This is a genomic window from Pseudorhizobium sp. NPDC055634 (genome assembly GCF_053618655.1).
Window position 1 is genome coordinate 388,142 of the sequence record NZ_JBSHHW010000003.1, and the last position, 21,171, is coordinate 409,312.

19 protein-coding genes and 1 tRNA gene are annotated in these 21,171 nt (G+C 61.6%); 7 read left to right on the forward strand and 13 right to left on the reverse strand.

The window, feature by feature from the left end; genetic code table 11:
- Positions 1 to 92 precede the first annotated feature (92 nt).
- The 4 genes from ACWGPT_RS07185 to ACWGPT_RS07200 all read left to right on the forward strand — a co-directional run bounded on the left by ACWGPT_RS07185 (position 93) and on the right by ACWGPT_RS07200 (position 4,371).
- Positions 93 to 1,115, forward strand: a complete 1,023-nt coding sequence (locus tag ACWGPT_RS07185) for an amino acid ABC transporter substrate-binding protein (RefSeq protein WP_452604906.1) — start codon at positions 93 to 95, stop codon at positions 1,113 to 1,115.
- Between the two features lie 114 nt (positions 1,116 to 1,229).
- Positions 1,230 to 2,420, forward strand: a complete 1,191-nt coding sequence (locus tag ACWGPT_RS07190) for an amino acid ABC transporter permease (protein ID WP_452604907.1) — start codon at positions 1,230 to 1,232, stop codon at positions 2,418 to 2,420.
- A 4-nt stretch (positions 2,421 to 2,424) separates the two neighbouring features.
- Positions 2,425 to 3,582: an amino acid ABC transporter permease gene (locus tag ACWGPT_RS07195; RefSeq protein WP_452604908.1), complete on the forward strand. Its 1,158-nt coding sequence runs from the start codon at positions 2,425 to 2,427 to the stop codon at positions 3,580 to 3,582.
- Positions 3,583 to 3,597: 15 nt separating this feature from the next.
- Positions 3,598 to 4,371, forward strand: a complete 774-nt coding sequence (locus ACWGPT_RS07200) for an amino acid ABC transporter ATP-binding protein (RefSeq protein ID WP_452604909.1) — start codon at positions 3,598 to 3,600, stop codon at positions 4,369 to 4,371.
- A 237-nt stretch (positions 4,372 to 4,608) separates the two neighbouring features.
- Here the strand turns inward: ACWGPT_RS07200 and ACWGPT_RS07205 are convergent, their stop codons facing one another.
- Both ACWGPT_RS07205 and ACWGPT_RS07210 read right to left on the reverse strand, forming a co-directional pair.
- Positions 4,609 to 5,610 carry a hypothetical protein gene (locus ACWGPT_RS07205; RefSeq protein ID WP_452604910.1) on the reverse strand — a complete coding sequence of 334 codons (1,002 nt, stop codon included), beginning with the start codon at positions 5,608 to 5,610 and terminating at the stop codon, positions 4,609 to 4,611.
- A gap of 1 nt (position 5,611) precedes the next feature.
- Positions 5,612 to 7,117, reverse strand: coding sequence for an MBOAT family O-acyltransferase (locus tag ACWGPT_RS07210; protein ID WP_452604911.1), 1,506 nt, complete (start codon positions 7,115 to 7,117; stop codon positions 5,612 to 5,614).
- Between the two features lie 312 nt (positions 7,118 to 7,429).
- Between ACWGPT_RS07210 and ACWGPT_RS07215 the strand changes: the two genes are divergently transcribed.
- On the forward strand, positions 7,430 to 8,986 hold the full coding sequence (locus ACWGPT_RS07215; protein WP_452604912.1) for an ArnT family glycosyltransferase: 1,557 nt from the start codon (positions 7,430 to 7,432) through the stop codon (positions 8,984 to 8,986).
- Positions 8,987 to 9,580: 594 nt separating this feature from the next.
- Here the strand turns inward: ACWGPT_RS07215 and ACWGPT_RS07220 are convergent.
- The 7 genes from ACWGPT_RS07220 to ACWGPT_RS07250 form a co-directional block, all read right to left on the reverse strand.
- Positions 9,581 to 9,656: transfer RNA gene (locus ACWGPT_RS07220), tRNA-Lys, on the reverse strand.
- 127 nt (positions 9,657 to 9,783) lie between these two features.
- On the reverse strand, positions 9,784 to 10,698 hold the full coding sequence (locus tag ACWGPT_RS07225; RefSeq protein WP_452604949.1) for a PhzF family phenazine biosynthesis protein: 915 nt from the start codon (positions 10,696 to 10,698) through the stop codon (positions 9,784 to 9,786).
- Between the two features lie 96 nt (positions 10,699 to 10,794).
- Positions 10,795 to 11,901, reverse strand: a complete 1,107-nt coding sequence (locus tag ACWGPT_RS07230) for an endonuclease/exonuclease/phosphatase family protein (RefSeq protein WP_452604913.1) — start codon at positions 11,899 to 11,901, stop codon at positions 10,795 to 10,797.
- 164 nt (positions 11,902 to 12,065) lie between these two features.
- Positions 12,066 to 13,292 carry an aminotransferase-like domain-containing protein gene (locus tag ACWGPT_RS07235; RefSeq protein WP_452604914.1) on the reverse strand — a complete coding sequence of 409 codons (1,227 nt, stop codon included), beginning with the start codon at positions 13,290 to 13,292 and terminating at the stop codon, positions 12,066 to 12,068.
- A gap of 385 nt (positions 13,293 to 13,677) precedes the next feature.
- Positions 13,678 to 14,697, reverse strand: a complete 1,020-nt coding sequence (gene ilvC / locus ACWGPT_RS07240) for a ketol-acid reductoisomerase (RefSeq protein WP_452604915.1) — start codon at positions 14,695 to 14,697, stop codon at positions 13,678 to 13,680.
- A gap of 41 nt (positions 14,698 to 14,738) precedes the next feature.
- Positions 14,739 to 15,377 (reverse strand): TetR/AcrR family transcriptional regulator C-terminal domain-containing protein, encoded by a 639-nt coding sequence (locus ACWGPT_RS07245; protein ID WP_452604950.1) that lies wholly within the window; start codon positions 15,375 to 15,377, stop codon positions 14,739 to 14,741.
- Positions 15,378 to 15,526: 149 nt separating this feature from the next.
- On the reverse strand, positions 15,527 to 15,991 hold the full coding sequence (locus ACWGPT_RS07250; protein ID WP_452604916.1) for an Lrp/AsnC family transcriptional regulator: 465 nt from the start codon (positions 15,989 to 15,991) through the stop codon (positions 15,527 to 15,529).
- Positions 15,992 to 16,139: 148 nt separating this feature from the next.
- Between ACWGPT_RS07250 and ACWGPT_RS07255 the strand changes: the two genes are divergently transcribed.
- On the forward strand, positions 16,140 to 16,856 hold the full coding sequence (locus ACWGPT_RS07255; protein ID WP_452604917.1) for an aspartate/glutamate racemase family protein: 717 nt from the start codon (positions 16,140 to 16,142) through the stop codon (positions 16,854 to 16,856).
- A 1-nt stretch (position 16,857) separates the two neighbouring features.
- On the opposite strand, the gene ACWGPT_RS07260 is transcribed toward ACWGPT_RS07255, so the two are convergent.
- From ACWGPT_RS07260 to ACWGPT_RS07270, 3 genes are all read right to left on the reverse strand, one after another.
- On the reverse strand, positions 16,858 to 17,610 hold the full coding sequence (locus ACWGPT_RS07260) for a pyridoxine 5'-phosphate synthase (RefSeq protein WP_452604918.1): 753 nt from the start codon (positions 17,608 to 17,610) through the stop codon (positions 16,858 to 16,860).
- Between the two features lie 149 nt (positions 17,611 to 17,759).
- Entirely contained in the window at positions 17,760 to 18,884 is a 1,125-nt protein-coding gene (locus ACWGPT_RS07265) for an ATP-dependent DNA helicase (protein WP_452604919.1), read from the reverse strand.
- 74 nt (positions 18,885 to 18,958) lie between these two features.
- Entirely contained in the window at positions 18,959 to 19,552 is a 594-nt protein-coding gene (locus ACWGPT_RS07270) for a LysE family translocator (RefSeq protein ID WP_452604920.1), read from the reverse strand.
- Positions 19,553 to 19,712: 160 nt separating this feature from the next.
- Between ACWGPT_RS07270 and ACWGPT_RS07275 the strand changes: the two genes are divergently transcribed.
- The gene (locus ACWGPT_RS07275; RefSeq protein ID WP_452604921.1) at positions 19,713 to 20,561 is read left to right on the forward strand and encodes an aldo/keto reductase; all 849 of its coding nucleotides are present in this window, start codon (positions 19,713 to 19,715) and stop codon (positions 20,559 to 20,561) included.
- Here the strand turns inward: ACWGPT_RS07275 and ilvN are convergent, their stop codons facing one another.
- Complete coding sequence (ilvN, locus tag ACWGPT_RS07280; RefSeq protein WP_452604922.1) at positions 20,562 to 21,134, reverse strand: acetolactate synthase small subunit; 573 nt, start codon at positions 21,132 to 21,134, stop codon at positions 20,562 to 20,564.
- Positions 21,135 to 21,171: the final 37 nt, after the last annotated feature.

Here is a 21,171-nt window from a genome sequence, read left to right on the forward strand (position 1 = left end):
TATCCGGGAGGGTAACGGGGCGTTGTGTTGTGATCGACTAGCGAGCTGCAGCGTAACGAGATCAGAAAAACCAAAAGATAAAGGTTGGGAAAATGAAAAAGACGCTACTGTCGGCCACGATTGGCGCAGCAGTTTTGGGCGCCGCCTCGGCCGCATCGGCTGCCACTCTTGACGATGTCAAGGCGAAGGGGTTCCTGCAATGCGTGGTGAACACCGGTCTCGCAGGCTTTGCCGCACCGGATGCGTCGGGGAACTGGACTGGCCTGGATGTTGACTACTGCCGCGCCGTTGCCGCCGCGATCTTCAATGACCCGTCGAAGGTGAAGTTCACCCCGACGACGGCCCAGACACGCTTCACCGCACTGCAGTCCGGGGAAGGCGATGTCCTTTTCCGCAACACGACCTGGACGATCAGCCGCGACACCGCGCTCGGCTTCAACTTCCGCGTTGTGAACTACTATGACGGCCAGGGCTTCATGGTCCCCAAGGCCCTCAACGTGAAGTCCGCGCTCGAACTCTCCGGCGCAGCCGTCTGCGTACAGTCGGGCACGACGACCGAACTGAACCTCGCCGACTACTTCAAGGGCAACGGCCTCGACTATAACCCGGTGGTCTACGAGAAGCTCGAGGAAGTCAACGCGGCCTACGATTCGGGCCGTTGCGACGTCTACACGACGGACCAGTCCGGCCTGTATTCGCTGCGTCTTTCGCTCTCCAGCCCCGACGATCACGTGATCCTGCCGGAAATCATCTCCAAGGAGCCGCTCGGTCCGGCCGTCCGCCAAGGTGACGACCAGTGGTTCGACATCGTCAGCTGGACGCACTATGCCCTCGTGCAGGCCGAGGAATTCGGCATCACGCAGGCCAATGTCGACGAGATGAAGAACTCCGAAAACCCCGACATCAAGCGCTTCCTCGGCGTCGAGGCAGACACCAAGATCGGCACCGACCTTGGCCTGACGAACGACTGGGCGTACAACATCATCAAGCATGTCGGAAACTACAGCGAAGTCTTCGAACGCAACATCGGCGCCAACACCCCGCTCAAGATCGAGCGCGGCCTGAACGCGCTGTGGACCAAGGGCGGCCTGCAGTACGCACCGCCGGTTCGCTGATCAGCTCGCATCCGGGAGCGAGGCGGTCCGCCGCCTCGCTCCCAACCGACTGACGAAAAACAAACTGACAAACAACAAAAAGACCGCAAAGGTCATCAAGGGGATTTGGCAAGCATGACCGATCATGCCATCGCGCCGCCTGTCGGCCGATCGTTGACCAGCTACATCTATGACCCGAAATTCCGCGGAATAGTCTTCCAGGCGATAGCGCTGATCGTCATCGTCACCATCGGCTGGTGGATCTTCGGCAACACGACCGAAAACCTCCGCCGCGCCAACACGGCCTCCGGGTACCAGTTCCTGAATGGCCGCGCCGGTTTCGACATCGGCCAGTCGCTGATCGCCTATACCAGCGATTCCACCTATGGGCGGGCGATCCTCGTCGGTTTCCTGAACACCCTCGTGGTCGCGTTCTTCGGCATCATCACCGCCACGATCATCGGATTCGTCATCGGCCTCGGCCGCCTGTCGCGAAACTGGCTGATCGCCAAGCTCTGCACCGTCTACGTCGAGGTGTTCCGCAACGTTCCGGTCCTGCTGGTGATCTTCTTCTGGTACAAGGGCGTTCTCGGCGCCCTGCCCCAGGTTCGAGATTCGCTCGAACTGCCGTTCAGCATGTTTCTCAACAACCGCGGACTGGCCATCCCCAAGCCGGTCTGGGGCGACGGTGCGGTGCTGATCCCGCTTGCACTCGGTGTGGCGATCGTCGCCTCCTTCGTGATTGCCCGCTGGGCCAAGGCACGCCAGATCGCGACCGGGCAGCCGTTCCACACCGTGTGGACGTCGATCGCCCTCATCGTCGGCCTGCCGCTTCTCGCCTTCCTCGTCGCCGGCTCGCCGCTGACCTTCGACTATCCTGTCGCCGGCCGCTTCAACCTGACGGGCGGCGCGGTCGTCGCGCCGGAATTCGTGGCGCTCTATCTTGCACTCTCCTTCTACACTGCATCCTTTATCGCCGAGATCATTCGCGCCGGCATCCAGGGCGTCGCGAAGGGCCAGACGGAAGCCGCATCGGCACTGGGACTGCACGCCTCGACCACTACGCGCCTCGTCGTCATGCCGCAGGCCTTGCGCATCATCATCCCGCCGCTGACCAGCCAGTACCTCAACCTGACGAAGAACTCCTCGCTCGGTGTCGCCATCGGCTTCCCGGAACTCGTCTCGACGGGGGGAACGACGATGAACCAGACCGGACAGGCAGTGGAAGTGGTCTCCATCTGGCTGATCGTCTACCTGAGCATCAGCATCCTGACCTCGATTTTCATGAACTGGTTCAACGCCAGAATGGCCCTGGTGGAGAGGTAAGCCGATGAGCACGAATTCCACCGGCTTCGTCCGCACCGAGCTTCTTCCGCCAAAACCGGCTCCCTCGGGAACCACGAACATCTTCGGATGGATGCGGGCAAACCTCTTCGCGACGCCGAAGGACACCATCCTCACCATAATCGCGGTCGCCCTCCTCCTCTGGACGGTGCCGGACATGCTGAACTGGCTGTTCTTCGACGCCGTCTGGTCCGGCCAGAACCGCGAGGCCTGCCTGACGATGGCGCAGGGCGGCGTGCAGCCCGACAACTGGGCCGGTGCATGCTGGGCCTTCGTCGGCGAACGCTTCGAGCAGTTCATGTTCGGCCGTTACCCGCTCGACGAGCGCTGGCGCCCGATGCTCGTGGCGCTTCTCTTCGTTGCGCTGCTCGTCCCGATCCTCATGCCGCGCATGCCCTACAAGGGGCTCAACGCACTGGCGCTGTTCGTCGCCTTTCCGGTGGTCGCCTTCTTCCTTCTGCACGGCGGCGTCTTCGGGCTCCAGGAAGTCGAGACCCCGCTCTGGGGCGGCCTCATGGTGACGCTGATCCTCTCCTTCGTCGGGATCGCCGTGTCGCTGCCGGTGGGCATCCTGCTGGCACTTGGACGCAGGTCCAACCTGCCGGTGATCCGGATGTTCTGCGTCATGTTCATCGAGCTGATCCGCGGCGTGCCGCTGATCACCGTCCTGTTCATGGCGAACGTCATGCTGCCGCTCTTCCTGCCGACCGGCTGGACGATCGACAACTTCCTGCGGGCGCTCGTGGGCGTTGCCCTGTTCGCCTCGGCCTACATGGCCGAAGTGGTGCGCGGTGGCCTGCAGGCCATTCCCAAGGGCCAGTACGAAGGTGCCGCCTCGCTGGGCCTCAGCTACTGGCAGACAACCCGGCTAATCATCATGCCGCAGGCGCTCAAGCTGGTGATCCCGGGCATCGTCAACACCTTCATCGGCCTCTTCAAGGATACCTCGCTGGTCTCGATCATCGGCATGTTCGACCTTCTCGGCATCGTCCGGCTGAACTTCACCGACACCACGTGGATAACCCCGGTCACGCCGATCACCGGCCTGATCTTTGCGGGCTTCATATTCTGGCTGTTCTGCTTCGGCATGTCGCGCTATTCCGCCTTCATGGAGCGCCACCTCGACACCGGCCACAAGCGATAAGAAAAGGGGAAAACAATGGCTGACGCCCAACCCAAGAAGCTCACCGTCTCCGCGACCGACATCGCGATCGACATCATCGGCATGAACAAGTGGTACGGCGACTTTCACGTGCTGCGCGACATCAACCTGCGCGTCATGACCGGCGAGCGCATCGTCGTGGCCGGACCCTCGGGCTCGGGCAAGTCGACGATGATCCGCTGCATCAACCGCCTGGAAGAGCACCAGTCGGGCCGCATCATCGTCGATGGCATCGAGCTCACCAACGACCTGAAGAAGATCGACGAGGTCCGCCGCGAAGTCGGCATGGTCTTCCAGCACTTCAACCTCTTCCCGCACCTGACGATCCTGGAGAACTGCACGCTGGCGCCGATCTGGGTCCGCAAGATGCCGAAGAAGAAAGCCGAGGAAATCGCCATGCACTACCTGGAGCGGGTGAAGATCCCCGAGCAGGCGAACAAGTATCCCGGCCAGCTCTCCGGCGGCCAGCAGCAGCGCGTCGCCATCGCCCGCTCGCTCTGCATGAACCCGAAAATCATGCTCTTCGACGAGCCGACCTCGGCGCTCGACCCGGAAATGATCAAGGAAGTCCTCGACACGATGGTAAGCCTCGCCGAGGAAGGCATGACGATGATCTGCGTCACCCACGAAATGGGCTTCGCCCGCCAGGTCGCCAACCGCGTCATCTTCATGGACCAGGGCCAGATCGTCGAGCAGAACGCCCCCGCGGAATTCTTCGACAATCCGCAGCACGAGCGCACCAAGCTCTTCCTGAGCCAGATCCTGCACTAGCGTTTGCGTTCACCCACCAGACGAGCAAAGGCCGCGCAGGCAAGCCAGCGCGGCCTTTGCTTTTTGGGCTGGCACAGGAGTCAGCCATGACAGCAGTTATCGGTCGGACTTGCGTCTCCCAAGAGCCAGCGGACCAGATCGACCACGATCTCAAACGTCGAAATCTTTCGTCACGACATCGAGTTTGCTTGCATAAAGGCCGTTCAGCCTTCCACGTTCTAGGAAGAAACTATGACGTCAGGGGCGGTGAGCCGACTGATCGGCCTCTTCGGAGCTGCGCTGGCTTGACGCCGCAGGACACACCACCACGGAACATAGATTTTTCGACAGCACCTGGGAAGCCCTGCGAGCCCCCCTGGTATCCGCGTGGTACATGGAGTCCAGCATCTCGTCCTCGGGAATCAGGTACTCAGTCTGACGACCTAGAACATTTATACCCGTTGCTTCGAACAGATGCACATAGCTTTGAAAATATTCCGCATATTCTGGCGTCCGATATTGAGGACGATCAGTGGTCGGCGGCCATGTATAGAAAACAGTAACATCATTTGCTTGCGCCCAGGCCACGAAATCCTGGAATGAATCAGCGAGCTGAAGGCTCTGCGGTGCAGCCGCGGTAATGGGCGGGGTCTCTCGGACGACGTCTAGCATGTAGGGCAGCTTGTTCTCAGGACTGTTTGCACTCTCGTCCCCGTAATCCGTCACGGTTTCTGAGCGGTACAAGGGTGAGGTCCACGGCAGGAGCTTAGCAGGCGTGTCGCGCAAGAATTGAGCAGGTGAGTAGCCGAAGATAAGGTCGGCTAGGTAAGGTAATGGCGCATCAAGCAGGAAGTAAGGGTCCGTCGTCGCTACGAGCCGCGTCAGCACGATGGACGGGGGGGCAGTCGCCAAAAGCTGATGCTCGAGCGCAAGCAGGGCAGTATCCCCTGCCTTTAAAGAGCGCTTGGCACGAGTGAGGATATAGTCAGCTCCCAGACCTGCATGTGTACCCAGATTTACGACATTAAACCCGGTCAGTTTCGAAGCTACTTCCGCCGAGTAAGAATAGTGCGTCGATGACCCACCTATTAGCAAATGCTTGGGCGAGGACAGAGACGCCGCGACCCGCTCCTTCTTCGCGTATATCTCCCCTATCCAATTGGTTTCTCGAGACTTTGGAGCCAGTGCCAACACCCCGAACCACACAATGATGCAGCCCACGAAAATCCCTGCTCCGAATACGATCGCCTTAAATCTCATGTCAGAACCTAAAGTATAGAAATTCTGACGGGACCGCACTGAATATGCCGAACATCGACAAGCAAAGAAGCCCGCCGGTCAATGCGGTGCGCCCCCATCCCGCGCGGTAGCGTGGACCAGAGGCCAAGTCGTCCCTCAGTCTGAAGATTTCAGCCGTATTCGGCAGAAACCAGATCATGATAAACGCACCCCCGCCGAAAATCAGGAAGACGAAGAGGTCCTCAATCGTGACTCCTCTGTCTCCAAAGAACCAAAGCCCAGGATCCAATCCAAGCGCGAACGCCAAGGGATAAGGCACGGAAATGTCCTGAGGACGCATCATCGCCGAGATGACATTGACCGCCCCCTGAAGGCTTTCAGCCCTGAACAGGACCCATCCGAGGACCACGACGAGGAAAGTAAGTGTGCCATTGACAAGCCAGAGCCGCTCGTTGAGACGGGAAAAACGGCAGGACACCATGCCGCGCCAGATATGGTTGATGACCAACATCGTCCCGTGCAACGTTCCCCAAAGGACAAACGTCCAGGCAGCACCATGCCAAAGGCCGCCCAATATCATGACCGTTAGCAGATTGGCGTAGCGCCGGACCGGACCGGTCCTCCCACCTCCCAACGGAATGTACAGATAGTCTCTAAGGAAGCTGGATAAGGTGATGTGCCACCGGCGCCAGAACTCTATTATAGAGGTCGACTTGTATGGAGAAAAGAAGTTCACGGGCAGCGCAATACCGAACATCAAACCGAGTCCAATCGCCATATCGGAATAACCAGAAAAATCAAAGTATAGCTGCGCAGTGTAACCGAGTGCAGCCACCCACCCCTCCAGGAACTCAAGAGGTTGCGTCTCCGCCTTTAGGAAGAGCGGATTGATCACCTCGGCAATCGGGTCGGCAATCGCCAGCTTCTTGGCCATTCCCATGGCAAACACGGGAAGACCTGCCGCGATCGTACTCCCATCCACTCGAAATCGGGTTTCAAACTGTTGAATAATATCCCGGTAGTGGAGTAACGGCCCAGCAATCAGATGCGGGAAAAACACGACTGAAAGAAGATATTCCCGGAATGGCGTGCGACCCATCTTCGCGTGGTAGGTATCAACCAGAAACGCTATTTGTTGGAATGTGTAGAAGGAGATCGCCAGCGGGGGTATGATATGTCCCAAGTTCGAGTGGTCACCCAGCATTGCCAGGAAATTGTCTACAAAGAAGTTTCGATATTTAAAATAACCCAGCACAAGGAGGTTGAGGACGACGCCCAGAGCCAAGAATCGGCGCCTGGGCGTGACATCTCTCCGTGCAGCAATTTGATGCGCTAGAGTGTAGTTAACCCCGATTGAAAGCGACAGGACCGCAAGTCCCCAAGCCTTCCACCATCCGTAAAAGAAAAGAGATGCGATTATGAGCACAACGACGCCAGCATCTCTTCCCTTGCACCTTAATGCAAACATCGTCGCCAGCAACACAAACGGCAAAAAGACGAAGATGAATTCAGAACTTACAAACAGCATTCGCGTCGCTCTATAAGGATCTTTTAGTATACAAGTAACTCATGAAATGCACGAGCAAATCAAGACGCTCCGGCACCATGCGATAGCGAAAACACCAGAGGCTCCACGTTTCCAACGTCGATCGCCCTCACGACCGAAGAAATGTTGCGGCCCCACTGCTAGCCCGCAGCTTCGGATAGGCCATCCCCCACCCCTCCGCAATATGCGTTGCGCCAATTCCCAAGCACAGGATATACCGAATCCGCCTGCCGTACCGCGCTCCGGCGTATCAACGAACTCACTGCGTCGACCTAGATAGCTGAACGAGAAAAAATGGTGACAATGACACGCGATATCAAAATCCTGGTTGCCTTGGCAGCCCTCGTGGCACTGTTCACAATGGCCAATCTCGGTCTCACGCTGAGAACCGGTGCGCTGGCGATGGCATCGATATATGATGACTGCACCTATCTTCTTGACGGCTACCGACGATTGGCGCTCGAAGGTGTCGATAGCGTTCTGGGCGGTTTGATTTCCTTCTATCAAACCCCACCGCACGCTCCATTCTCGACGGCCATGGCGATGGTTGGGTACTACCTGTCCGGTGGATCAGACATCGGGCCTTACGCTCTCAATGCCGTAATCCTGTACCTATACGCATATTCGATTTTTAGCATTGCCAGGAGCAGACTGGCCATATCCCCAGCGTTGCTGTGGACGGCGGCCCTGATGTTCCTGCCGGCGGCGGGAACGATCATTACCGAGTTCCGACCCGACGCAACGGCCGCATTGCTGTTTGGATCGTCTGCCTACCTTCTGATTTTCTTCCCTTATGAACGAGGGACCCGCGTTAGTGCATGTGCGTTGGGACTGATCGCTGGGATCGCCATCACAATCAAACCCTCGGCGATCATTATAGTTGTTCCGATGCTAGGTGGCGCGTTCCTGCTTGGTATGCTGAAGAATCTGAGCCGACCAAGCTTCACCAACGCCTTCATTGCTTTGATTTCCGGGCTGGCCGTACTCGTACCATTCGCGTTGATATGGGGATCCCACATCGTCGATTACCTCACACAGGTATTCATCACAAATGCCGATATATGGGTCACGTCTGGCGGAACGTTTTTCCATTGGACCTACAATTCTGTCGGCGCTGCGGGCAGCCTCGCGCTGAGCTGGTTCTTCTTCCTCGGCGCCGCATTGATCGCTGCTGACGTCCTTTCCTTTCGACGGGAGAAGGCAGGGGGCAACTATGAAGCTATCGCCTACTATGGTTGGGTAGCCATCATCTATGCAGGGATCGCGGCGAACCCACAAAAGTCCCCATTTCAGGGCAACTTCTTCTACTTCCCCTTTGTCATTGCCATGACGATCGCATTTAGCCGGGTCTGCGCGCGGTTCGGATTTGGCTGGAAGCAGGCCTTATCCATTTTTGTCGTCGTGTCATTTGTTTCTACACCTGCCATGACTTACCAGGACGCTCGCTTGCGCCCCGGATCCCTTGCCGCGCTTGATCAGATCTCGGCGGAAATAAACCGGTTGAAGTGTGGCCACCCGGTCGTGGTGTCGACGATCGGCCCATACCCCCTTCCGCCCGAAACCATTGCCCTACACATGCTGAAGCAAGGCACGGAAATTTCGCCTACCCCGCTATTTTTTGCCAGGGACCTGCAGGTCGCGCTGGCCCAGGTGCAATCGTCCGACATTGTCATCTTTCCCAACTCCCGTGGAAGAACGGAGGCAGAGGAACAGCGGCTACCAGGCATTTTCCTCTATGACGAGATCGTCTCTGTCCTGGAAAGCGACGCGCGGTGGACGCGGGTTGCCATAGAGGGAACCGACCCCTCGTTCATTTTCCGCAACAATGAACGATGCCAGGTGAACAGCTAAATGAATGCCGGCCGGTCAGCACCTGCACGAACCCGCGTGCTGACGGTTTGGCCCCTCACCCCATCTCGGCTGCCGCCGTGGGGGTCCAAGATGCCCGACAGATGACTAATCGGGCGCACTGACGCAGTGTCGCGATGAACGCGCATCTCCAAAGTCTTCCTCAAAACCAATTCGCCACCCTCCAAGCTTCCGTCGCCCGTCCGGCGCGATGCGGCACTTTGGGCTGAGGCGACTGCGCAATCCTCTGCGCAGCAGCAAGAGATCGGCCACTAAGGCTATGTTGGCGATCCGGCATGGGTCTGTCCGCCAGAGTGGAGAGTGGCGTGCTGCCCGAATACGCTTCGGGTAATGGGCAGGGTCAGAGCGAATATAAGACTGGGCGCCGGCGTGGCTTCCCATTGCCATCGCAACCCTGACGGCTCAAAGCAGAATGCAGGCCGTAAGGTGAACATGCGACCCTGAGTAGAGCGGCACGCGGCGCGCGGATTTTATCCGCTGCATGAGTTACGGTAGCCGATCCGGTGTTCTCCATGTCACACGGATATCGTTACCAGCGCCCCAGGTGACCGTAAATATTATCTAAGTGCTTGAAAATGGTGGGTGATGTAGGGCTCGAACCTACGACCCGCTGATTAAGAGTCAGCTGCTCTACCAACTGAGCTAATCACCCGAACTCCGACCGCCGCAACCCGTGCGCCGCCGGTGTGTGAGGGCGTATAAAGGGGAACGATTTGCTTGTCCAGCACCGAACGCAAAATAATTTCGGACATCACGAATGATCTCGAAAACGGCGGGCCTCAGAGCTCTAGCGTCCCCCTTGCCAGCCGCACGGCCTCGCCGCCGATGCGGGCGCGGGTAATGCGGCCTTCCTTCACGTCGATATGCAGGTGGATATAGGAGGGCCGGCCCATCTGGACGCCCTGCTCCACCAGCAGCGGATGGTGGCCGTCCGGCAGCGCATCGAAATGATGGACAGCGCCGGCCAGCGCGGCAACGGCGGAGCCGGTCGCCGGATCCTCTGATATCCCCATGTCCGGGGAGAACATGCGGGCATGGAACTTCGCCTGGTGATGGGTCCCGCCGCGGCAATAGACGTAGGCCGCCGCCAGCCCACCCTCCGCGAAGGGCGCCACCTTCTCCCAGAGGCCCGGATCGAAATCGAGGCTGTCGACCTCGGCCCGGCCATGGACGGGGATCATGATGAACGGCACCCCGGCGCTCCACATCGAGGCGCGGTGATTCTCGAAGCCGATCGCCCCCGGCTGCAGGCTGAGCGCATCGGCGATCCCCTCGATATCGAGGGGAAGGTCCACCCTCGCCGGGGTTTTCGGCAGGTCGAATTCCGCAAAGCTCGCCTGGTCTTCCCGAAGCCGGACGGCGCAGCGCACCGGCCCCACCTTTTCCTCCAGCACGCAGACGATATCGAGATCGCCCTCCCCGCCCCGCTGCAGCTCCGCCAGCGCCACGGCGGTGCCGACGGTCGGGTGCCCCGCGAAAGGAAGTTCGCGCGCCGGCGTGAATATCCTCAGGCTCGCCGCATGGGCGCCGTTGGCTGGCCGCCGCACGAAGACGGTCTCCGACAGGTTCATCTCGCGGGCGACAGCCTGCATCGTCTCGTCGTCGAGATCGTCGCCGTCGAAGATGATCGCCAGGGGGTTACCCGTGAGGACCTGATCCGTGAACACGTCGTAAATCCCGTAGCGGCGCGCCATCTTCGATCCCTGTGCAGTCATATGGATCGCAACCTGCCCGACGCGACGCTTTGACGCAACCCGCAATAAACGCCGTGGTTGAGGCTTGCGGAAACGCTAGAGGCTGAGTTCCATCACCACCGGGCAATGGTCGGATGCCTTGGGGCGGTCCCAGCCGGTGCGCGGGAACCGCTCGACCTCTTGGCCTGGCGGAAACGGCGTCCGGTAGGGCTGCCCGCCGCGAACGATCTCCGGGACGATGGTCGCGTTGCGCGCCGCGAGCGCCGGCGACAGCCAGATGTAGTCGAGCTGGCACAGATGCTGCTCCTGCGGGCCGCGGGCGTGATAGAGCGTCCAGCGGTCCAGTTCCGGCCGTCGCTCCACGGGGTTGACCGCAAAGCCGTCCGCCGAGAAGACGTCGAGCGCGCTCGTCGCCTCGCGGACATGGTCGAACCTGTAGCCCAGGCGCCGATTTCCCGACACGACGACCTTCTCCTGGTAATCGTTCATGTCGCCGCAGATCGCGAAATTTTTCGTCGCCGTATGGCCGGCGCCGAAGCGGTTCTCGATGAGCCTGCGGACGGCGGCCGTCTCCGCCGAACGCACGGCCATCGTATTGATCCGCCCGTCGCCCGGCTCGCGAGAATTGCCCATGGACTTGAAGTGCACGACGTAGAGCGTCAGCGGGCGCCCGCCGATCCTCAGATCGAGCTCCAGGCAGTCCCGCTTGAAGATCTTGTCGCCTGGCTTCGCGCCCTCCCCCAGGGCCTCGCTGTAGAGATCGAGGTCGGCATAGGTGAGCATGGCATTGCTGCGGATGTCGACCATCTCGATCGGCTGCCCGTGGCGCGTCTTCTCGCGCATCAGGACCGCCACGTCTATTCCGCGGCTGTCATTGCCCTCGACAAGGTATTTCTGCATGTAGCCGTGCCCGACCATCCGGAACAGATAGCCGTATTCGAAGGCGTGCAGTGCCGGCATATTATCGACCTCCTGCAGGCAGAGGATGTCGGCGTCGGCATCCGCTATGGCGAGCGCGGAAAGCTGCCGCGTGTCGTCGGTGGCGGCGACGACGCGCGCCTGCTCCATCTGCTCGTAGGCGTCCTTGCTCCCGACGTCATAGAGCCGCATGACGCGATCGCGCCGCAAGTGATTGCGAAACCCGGAAAAATCGAAGCGGGTGATGAGGTTTTCGATATTGAAGGTGGCGAGGCGGACGGTCATTCCCAGTTCCCGGATGAGCGCCTGTTATGCCCGCTGGGGCCCGGCCTTACAACTGCCGGCCGGGCTGCCAGCAGAATGCACCGAGGCATGCCTCAGGCGGCCGGTGTGCTGGCGTGGATGGCGAAAGGCGCCGCGTGCACGGGCGCCTTTCGCTCGGATGCGGGTCAGGCCGCTTCGGCGACAGCAGTGCTGATCAGGCGGCCGAGGCGCTGGATGCCCTCCTCGATCATCTCCTCGCTTGCGCAGGAGAAGGAGAGCCGCAGCGTGTTGTTGTTCGAGCCGTCCGCGTAGAAGGCCTTGCCGGGCACGAAGGCGACCTTCTCCGTCTGGATCGAGCGGGCCAGAAGTTCGGCGCCGTCCATGCCCTCCGGCAGTCGGACCCAGACGAACATGCCGCCCTCGGGCTTCGTCCAGGTGGCGCCCGCGGGCATGTATCTCTCGAGTGCCGAGAGCATCGCGTCGCGGCGTGCGCTGTAGGCCTTCTTGATCTTCGCCACCTGCTCCGGGAAGATCCGCTCGGCCACGTGGGCGATGGCGATCTGGTTGATGGTCGAGGAATGCAGGTCGGCCGCCTGCTTCATCAGCACCAGCTTGCGGATGACCGGCATGGCCGCGACCACGTAGCCGACGCGCAGGCCGGGCGCGAGCGTCTTGGAAAAGCTGCCGCTGTAGATCGTCCGCGTGTTCTCGATGCCGCCGTTGCGGGCAATGTCGAGCGCCAGGATCGGCGGAACCGGCTCGCCGTCGAAGCGCAGGTTCTGGTAGGCGGCGTCCTCGATGATCGCGACATTGAGTTCGTCCGCCAGTTCCAGCAGCTTTTCGCGGCCGGCGCGGTCCACCGTCTCGCCTGTCGGATTGGCGAAATCGGCGGAAAGATAGGCGAACTTCACCGCCCCGCCGGCCTTCGCTGCGGCCTCGCGATAGCCGTCCGGCGTCCGGTTGCCGTTCAGCGACAGCTGGTCATAGGTCGGCTCGTAGGCGTTGAAGGCCTGCAGCGCGCCGAGATAGGTCGGCCATGTGACCAGCGCGGTATCCTTCGGCGACAGGAAGAGCTTGCCGAGATAATCCAGCGCCTGTTGCGAGCCGGAGGTGATGAAGACGTTGTCGACGCCGCAGGGAATGCCGATCTTCGCCATCTCGCCCACCAGCCATTCACGCAGCGGCTTGTAGCCTTCGCTGACGGAATACTGCAGCGCGGCGTTGACCTGCGGCCCGGAGAAGATGTCCGCATAGGCCTTGCTGAACGCCTCGTCGGGAAACAGTTTCGGGTCCGGAATACCGCCGGCGAACGAGATGATGTCGGGCTGTTCGAGGAGTTTCAGCAATTCGCGGATTTCGGAAGCGCGCATGCGGCTGGAGCGCGTGGCGAAGATATGTTCCCAATCAAGCACCGGATGTTTCCTCATATTTCAATTTTGTTGCCGTCATCTTTACCGAAGTTTCGATAGGTAAGCAATACTGACCTATCGAGCGGACCCGGTGCGCAACTACCCTTTGCTGCTCCTCTCGCTCAACCGATATCGCCGCGGCAAGAGTATGGCGAGGGCTGCTTCATCCGGTAATTTTCAGCTTATCATCGCAGGGTGCGAGACTGCGAGGGGTATCACCCAATCGAGTGTCGTCGCCGTTTGCAGGTGGCGATGGGCGCAGCCCTCCCCTCGGCTCGGCATCCGATGGCACTCGCGCCATGTCGCCAGGGAGGCCGCATCCTGAAGCTGCCGCGCGTCGCCTGGACAAGGTTCGAGGCGGACACCTGCCCGCCTCGAACGGAAGCTTTTAGTTGACCGACTTGTCGACCAGCTTGTTCTTGCCGATCCAGGGCATCATGCCACGCAGCTTGGCGCCGACTTCCTCGATCTGGTGGCTGTCGTTCATGCGGCGGATGCCCTTGAAGCGGGCCATGCCGGAGCGGTATTCCTGCATCCACTCGGAGGTGAACTTGCCGGTCTGGATGTCCTTCAGGACCCGCTTCATCTCCGCCTTGGTCTCTTCGGTGATGATGCGCGGACCCGTTACGTACTCGCCCCACTCGGCCGTGTTGGAGATCGAGTAGTTCATGTTGGCGATGCCGCCTTCGTAGATCAGGTCGACGATCAGCTTCACTTCGTGCAGGCACTCGAAATAGGCCATTTCCGGAGCGTAGCCGGCTTCAACCAGCGTTTCGAAACCGGCGCGGATCAGTTCCACGAGGCCGCCGCAAAGCACGACCTGCTCGCCGAAGAGGTCGGTTTCGCACTCTTCCTTGAAGTTGGTCTCGATGATGCCCGAACGGCCGCCACCGACGCCGCAGGCGTAGGAGAGAGCGAGGTCGAGCGCATTGCCGGACGCGTTCTGGTGAACGGCAACGAGGCAGGGGACGCCGCCGCCCTTCTGGTATTCGCCGCGAACGGTGTGGCCGGGGCCCTTCGGCGCGATCATCACGACATCGACGGATGCCTTGGGCTCGATCAGGCCGAAATGGACGTTGAGGCCGTGCGCGAAGGCAATCGCCGCGCCGTCACGGATGTTCGGAGCGATCTCCGCCTTGTAGATGTCGGCCTGCAGTTCGTCGGGCGTGGCCATCATCATCAGGTCGGCCCAGCCGGCGGCTTCGGCAACCGTCATGACCTTGAAGCCGTCGGATTCCGCCTTCTTGGCGGTGGGCGAACCGGCCTTCAGCGCGATCGCGACATTCTGGGCGCCGGAGTCCTTCAGGTTCAGCGCATGCGCGCGACCCTGGGAGCCGTAGCCGATAATGGCGACCTTCTTGGATTTGATCAGGTTGAGATCGGCATCGCGATCGTAATAGACGCGCATCGTTGTATTCCTTCCCTATGCGTGCAGGTTGTTGCTGGTCTTCATCGTCCCGAAGAGAAGCGCAACGCCTCCCCCGTTTCCTGGTGCGCGCCGTGAAGCGTCAGGAAGGCATCGACCGCCCTCCGCGCCTGGCGTGCGTTGTCCTTGAGCCCCGGTTCGCCGAGCAGCATGCGCACATGCAGGTCGGATACGACCAGGCCGTAAAGCGTATGATAGGCGGCGTCCGCGTCATCGAAGCGAAGGAGGCCGGCCCGCTTGCCCGCATCCATGAGAGCGATGGCGCGACGGTCGATCTGGCGCCGGCCGTGCTCCAGCAGAAGCCGCCCGAGCTTCGAGCCGTCCCGTCCCGATTGCCCGACGGCAAGCCGGTTGAGGGCAAGCGAGACGTCTCCGGAGAGAACGTCGAGCAGGTCCCGCCCGAAGGTTTCGAGATGCTCGCGAAGGTTCTCCGCCGTCAGCCTTTCCTTGCTGCGCTCGAACGTCCGCACCTTGCTCGCCTGGTAGGCGATCATCGCGGCCAGCAGGCCGTCGCGGTCGCCGAACCACTTGTAGAGGCTTTCCTTGGAGCAGTTGGCCGCCCTGGCCAGTCCGGACGTCGTCAGAGCCTTGTCGCCACCCTCCACCAGCAGGCGCAAGGCCTGTTCCAGAACCTCGTTCTGGCGGGGAGTAAATTCCTGCATTCGGCCGGCGTCGGCAATCACGTCAGTCGCTCCAAAATATGGTACCGTACGGTACGGTTCTTCGAACAAGTAGACGAAACGGCGCTCACCCGTCAAGCGGATTTCTCGCATCGGCCACGAAAGGCTCACCGGATCTGGGGGCTGCAGATCTACTCCGCGTAGCCGACGGGCAGGCTTTCGCCGCTCTTCAGGACTTCCATGGAAATGAAGGCGGAGACATCGAACAATTCGATGCGCTTGACGAGCCGGCGATAGACCACGTCGTAATGCTCCACCCGGGGCAGCACGATCTTCAGGATATAGTCATAGCTGCCGGTCAGCCGATGCGCCTCGACGATCTCGCCGATATCCCGGATGGCCCCGCGAAAACTCTCGATCCAGTCGTCGGAGTGATGCGCCGTCTTGATCAGCGCGAAGACGGTCGTCGGCACGCCGATGCGCTCGCGGTCGAGCAGTACGGTCCTGCCGCGGATATAGCCCGCCTCCTCCAGCCGCTGGATGCGCCGGGAGCAGGCAGACGGCGACAGCGCCACCCGCTCGGCGATCTCCGCCACCGGCAAGGCTGAATTCCCCTGCAGGATGTCGAGAATCTTGCGGTCACGGTCGTCCAGCATGGCACGCCTCCAGTTTTCCGGCGCAACATGCGCGAAATGGCGAAATCGCGCAACGGGGATGCGCGAAGAACTGGGATCGCCTGGAAAGTTGCATGCATTTACGATGCGAGACGCATCATTCTTGTCGAGGCAATAAGGGGAAATAAAAATGAAAAGCATCGGTCTCATCGGCGGTATGAGCTTCGAGAGCACCGCCGTCTATTACCGCCTCATCAACGAAATGGTTCGAGGCCGCTTCGGCGGCCTCGTATCCGCCGACATCCTGATGCATTCGGTGAACTTCGCCGAAATCGTCGCGATGCAGAAGTCGGGCCGGTGGGATCTCGCGGCGCAGGCGCTGGCCGACAGCGCCCGGCGGCTCGAGGCAGCCGGCGCCGATTGCGTCCTGATCTGCACCAACACCATGCACCTCGTTGCCGATGAGGTGTCGGGTGCGCTCGCGGTCCCGCTCATCCATATCATCGACGAGACCGCCGCCGCGCTGGAGGCCCGGGGCATGAAGCGCCCGCTCCTGCTTGCAACCCGCTACACGATGGAACACGGCTTCTACGCCCGGCGCATGCACGACCACGGGATCGAGGTGATGGTGCCCGACAGCACCGGACGTAACCGCATTCACGAGATCATCTTCGACGACCTCTGCGCCGGCAGGGTGCGCGGGGAATCGCGCCTCGAGGCGCTTGCGATGATCGACGCGGCAAGAAAGGCCGGCGCAGACAGCGTCATCCTCGGCTGCACCGAAATCTGCCTCCTGCTCGATCCCGATGACCTTCCCCTGCCCGGCATCGATTCGACGACGATCCACGCCCGCGCCGCCGTGGAGTTCGCGATCGGCAGTTCCGCTGCGGCCCAGGCGGCGGAATAGATCAGACGGGCTGCCCGCAGGCACGGCGGAAGCGTCGCACCGTTTCCGCCATTCCGTATTCCAGCGCATCCGCCGTTAGCCCGTGGCCGATCGAAACCTCGGCCAGATAGGGAATCCGCTTCACGAGCGCGGGAAGGTTCGCAACGGTCAGGTCGTGCCCGGCATTGACGTCGAGCCCTTCGGCACGCGCCGCATCCGCGGTCCGCCCCAGCACTTCGATGATTTCCGCCGCACGCTCCGGATGGTCGTAGCAGCCGCCGTAGGGCCCGGTATAGAGCTCGATCCGGTCGGCGCCGGTGGCCTTCGCGAGCCGCACGGCCTCCGCGTCGCCGTCCCCGTTCGCAAACAGCGAAACGCGCATGCCCTTCGCCTTCAGCCGCGCGACGATCGGTTTCAGCATCTCGCCCTGCGCCCGGAAGTCGAAGCCGTGGTCGGAGGTCGCCTGGGTCGGATCGTCGGGTACCAGCGTCACCTGCTCCGGCTCCGTCCGCTCGCAGAGCGCCAGGAAGTCCTCGCTCGGATAGCCCTCGACGTTGAACTCCGCCTGCGGGAACTCGTCGTCGATCAGCGCCCGGATCACCGGCAGGTCGGAAAAGCGGATATGCCGCTGGTCCGGCCGCGGATGCACCGTCAGACCGCTCGCACCGGCCGCAAGCGCGATGCGCCCGAGATGCTCGAGGTCGGGCCACGGCAGGTCGCGGCGGTTGCGCAGCATGGCGATGGCGTTGATGTTGACGGAGAGCTTGGTTGGCATGGATCGGCTTCCGGTAGAGATAAGGTTCCCGCGGGTTTAAGCCAGCCGCCGCCCGAATGCCAACGAGTTTCGCGCATCCACCCATCTTCGATTTTGATGAACGTCGTGGGGTTCGCGGCGATTTCGCAGGAACGAGAGCCGCCCGCCCCTCATTTGACGATGGTGACCGTCTCGGCCGCCCGTGTGATGGCGGTATAGAGCCAGCGTTCACGCGTGTCGCGAAACGCCCAGCTTTCATCGAACAGCACCACATTGTTCCACTGCGAACCCTGCGCCTTGTGGACAGTCAGCGCATAGCCGTAGTCGAACTCGTCATAGCGCTTGCGCGTAGACCAGGGGATTTCCTCTTCGCTCTCGAAGGCCGCCTTGAGCAGCTTGATCTTCGCCGCGCCCCGATCCATGTCGTCGTCTTCCGGGCGGATCATCAGGTTGATGCCCGGCTTGACGGTCTCGCGCGACGAACTCATGACCTGCCAGAGCGAGCCGTTGAGCAGGCCCTTCACCTGATCGTTCCTGAGGCAGACGAGCTTGTCGCCCGATTGTGGATAGCCGGTGGCGAAGCCCTTCAGTTCGCGCAGACGCTGATTGTAGCGCTTGCGCGTCTTGTTCGTGCCCACCAGCACCTGGTCGGCCTCCAGCACCAGCGCCTGGTTCACCTCGTTTCGCGAGATCACCTGCGCCGTGCCGTAGTCGCCGTACATGATCTCCTTGCCCTCGCGGACATTCATCGCGAGCTGGATGATCGGATTGTCCCGGGCCTGCCGGTAGATGTCGGTCAGGAGGTAGTCCGGCTGCTGTTCGGTGAAGAAACCGCCGCCGGAAACCGGCGGAAGCTGGCCGGGATCTCCGAGGACGAGGATCGGCGTCCCGAAGCTCAGGAGGTCGCGGCCGAGTTGCTCGTCGACCATCGAACATTCGTCGATGACGATGAGCGCCGCCTTGGCGACCGGGCTCTGGCGGTTGATGGAGAACATCGGCGAGATGGACGTCTTTCCCGTCTCCTCGTCCGCCACTTCCTCCTCGCCCCGCGGGCGATAGATCAGCGAATGGATCGTCTTGGCGTTCTTGGCGCCGCGCGAGCGCAGCACCTGCGCCGCCTTGCCGGTGAAGGCGGCAAACAGCACGTCGCCGTCAACATGCTCGGCGAAGTGCTTCGCCAGCGTCGTCTTGCCGGTACCGGCATAGCCGAAAAGCCTAAACACCGGCTGGCGCCCGTCCTTGAGCCAGCGTGAAACGGCCGCCAGGGCCTCGTCCTGTTGCGGGGCAAATTGCATGGCTGCGACATGGCAGGATTCTGGACCCTATCGCAACAGAAAAAGAACGAAAGAGGATCGAATCGCGCCGTCGATCAGCGCAGCATGGGCCAGAGGCTGATGACCAGCAGGACCGCCATGGTGATGTTGAACCATTTGAGGCGCACGGGCACGGACAGCCATTCCCGCAGGGCCGAGCCGAAGCCCGCCCATGTCGAGACGCTCGGAAGGTTGACGAGGGCGAACGCCACCCCGACCAGCAGGACGGTGGGTACGTAGGCGGCCGGATTGGTATAGGTGGCCATGGCCGTCACCGCCATCACCCACGCCTTCGGATTGACCCACTGGAAGACGGCCGCGCCGAGGAACGTCATCGGCCGCGCCGACGCCTTCCCTTCCGTCAGGCTGCGAGAGGTCCCGATCTTCCAGGCGATCCAGACGAGATAGGCCCCGCCGGCGAATTTCAGGATCGTGTAGAGGAGCGGCATGCTCTGCATCACCGCCCCCAGCCCGAGCCCGACGCCGATGAGAAGCGAGAGGAACCCGGCGCCGATCCCCAGCATGTGCGGGATGGTGCGGTGGAAACCGAAGTTCACGCCGGACGCGAACAACATCATGTTGTTGGGGCCGGGCGTGATCGACGTCGTGAAGGCAAACAGGATCAGGGCCAGAAAGGTTTCCAGCGACATGGTTTCTCCGGGCGCCAATGGGCTGCTTGATTGGGACGGGACACCTCGTTCGCCGGGTGCCCGCGGCCGAATCCTTAGGCGCAAATCCGGGCCGCTTCAAGCGCTCTTGGCAGGCAAAGGGTACGCCTTATCTTGCATCGTAAGCATAGGAGCACCCCGCATGAACGATGACGCCCTCCCCACCGTTACCCTCCTGAACGGCGTCGTCGTGCCGGCGCTCGGTCTTGGAACCTGGCATATGGGAGAGGACCCCCGCCGGGCGGGCCAGGAAGTCGAAGCCCTGCGCCACGGGCTCGACGAAGGCCTGACGCTGATCGACACGGCCGAAATGTATGCCGAGGGCGGCGCCGAGGAAATCGTCGGAGAGGCCATCGCCGGGCGCCGGGACGAGGTCTTCCTCGTCAGCAAGGTCTATCCGTGGAACGCGAGCCGGGAGGGAACGATCGCCGCATGCGAACGCAGCCTCGCCCGCATGCGGACCGACCGGCTCGACCTCTACCTGCTTCACTGGCGCGGCGAACATCCGCTCGCGGAAACGGTGGAGGCCTTCGAGACCCTTCGGGAGGCGGGAAAGATCGGCACCTGGGGCGTCTCCAATTTCGACCTCGCCGACATGGAGGAACTGATGGAGGTTCCGGGCGGGGGCAATTGCGTCGCCAATCAGGTCCTCTACAACCTGTCGCGGCGGGGCGTGGAATACGATCTCCTGCCCTGGTGCCGGCATCGCGGGATCGCCGTCATGGCCTATTCGCCGATCGAGCAGGGAAGCCTCGCCCGCAACGAGACGCTCATTCACATCGCCAAGGCCTACCAGGCGACGCCGGCGCAGGTGGCGCTTGCCTTCCTGCTGGAGCGGGACGGCGTCATCGCCATCCCGAAGTCTTCGCATCCGCAAAGGGTGACCGAGAACCGCGAGGCGGCCGACCTCGATCTCACCGACGAGGATCTGGACGCGCTGGACGCGGCCTTCCCGCCCCCGACCCGGCCGGCACCGCTGGAGATGATCTGATCACATACCCTGGGGGCCGCGGTTCATCGCGGCAATGCCCGTGCGGCAGATCTCGATCAGGCCGAGCGGCTTCAGGATCGCCACGAACTGGTCGATCTTCGAAGACTTGCCGGTGATCTCCAGCACGAAGTGCTCCACCGTCGCGTCCACCACCTTGGCCTGGAAGGCATCGGCGAGGCGCAGCGTTTCCGCACGATGCTCGCCGGAGCCCACCACCTTGATCAGGGCCACCTCGCGCTCGATCGGTCGTTCCTGACCGAGATCCTTGGCGCGGACGGTAAGGTCCACCACCCGGTGGACCGGGACGATCCGCTCCAGCTGCGCCTTGATCTGCTCCAGCACGCTCGGCGTGCCGCGGGTGACGATGGTGATGCGCGACAGATGCGCCTCGTGCTCCGTCTCCGAGACGGTCAGGCTCTCGATGTTATAGCCGCGGCCGGAAAACAGGCCGATGACGCGGGCGAGCACGCCCGGTTCGTTGTTGACGAGTACCGAGAGCGTATGGTTCTCGACCTTCGCGGTCTCCGGGGCGATGAAGTATGCGGAGCCGGTGGCTTGTTGATGGGCATTCATGATCTTGCGTCCGTTATTTCAGAGATAACTTTAACAC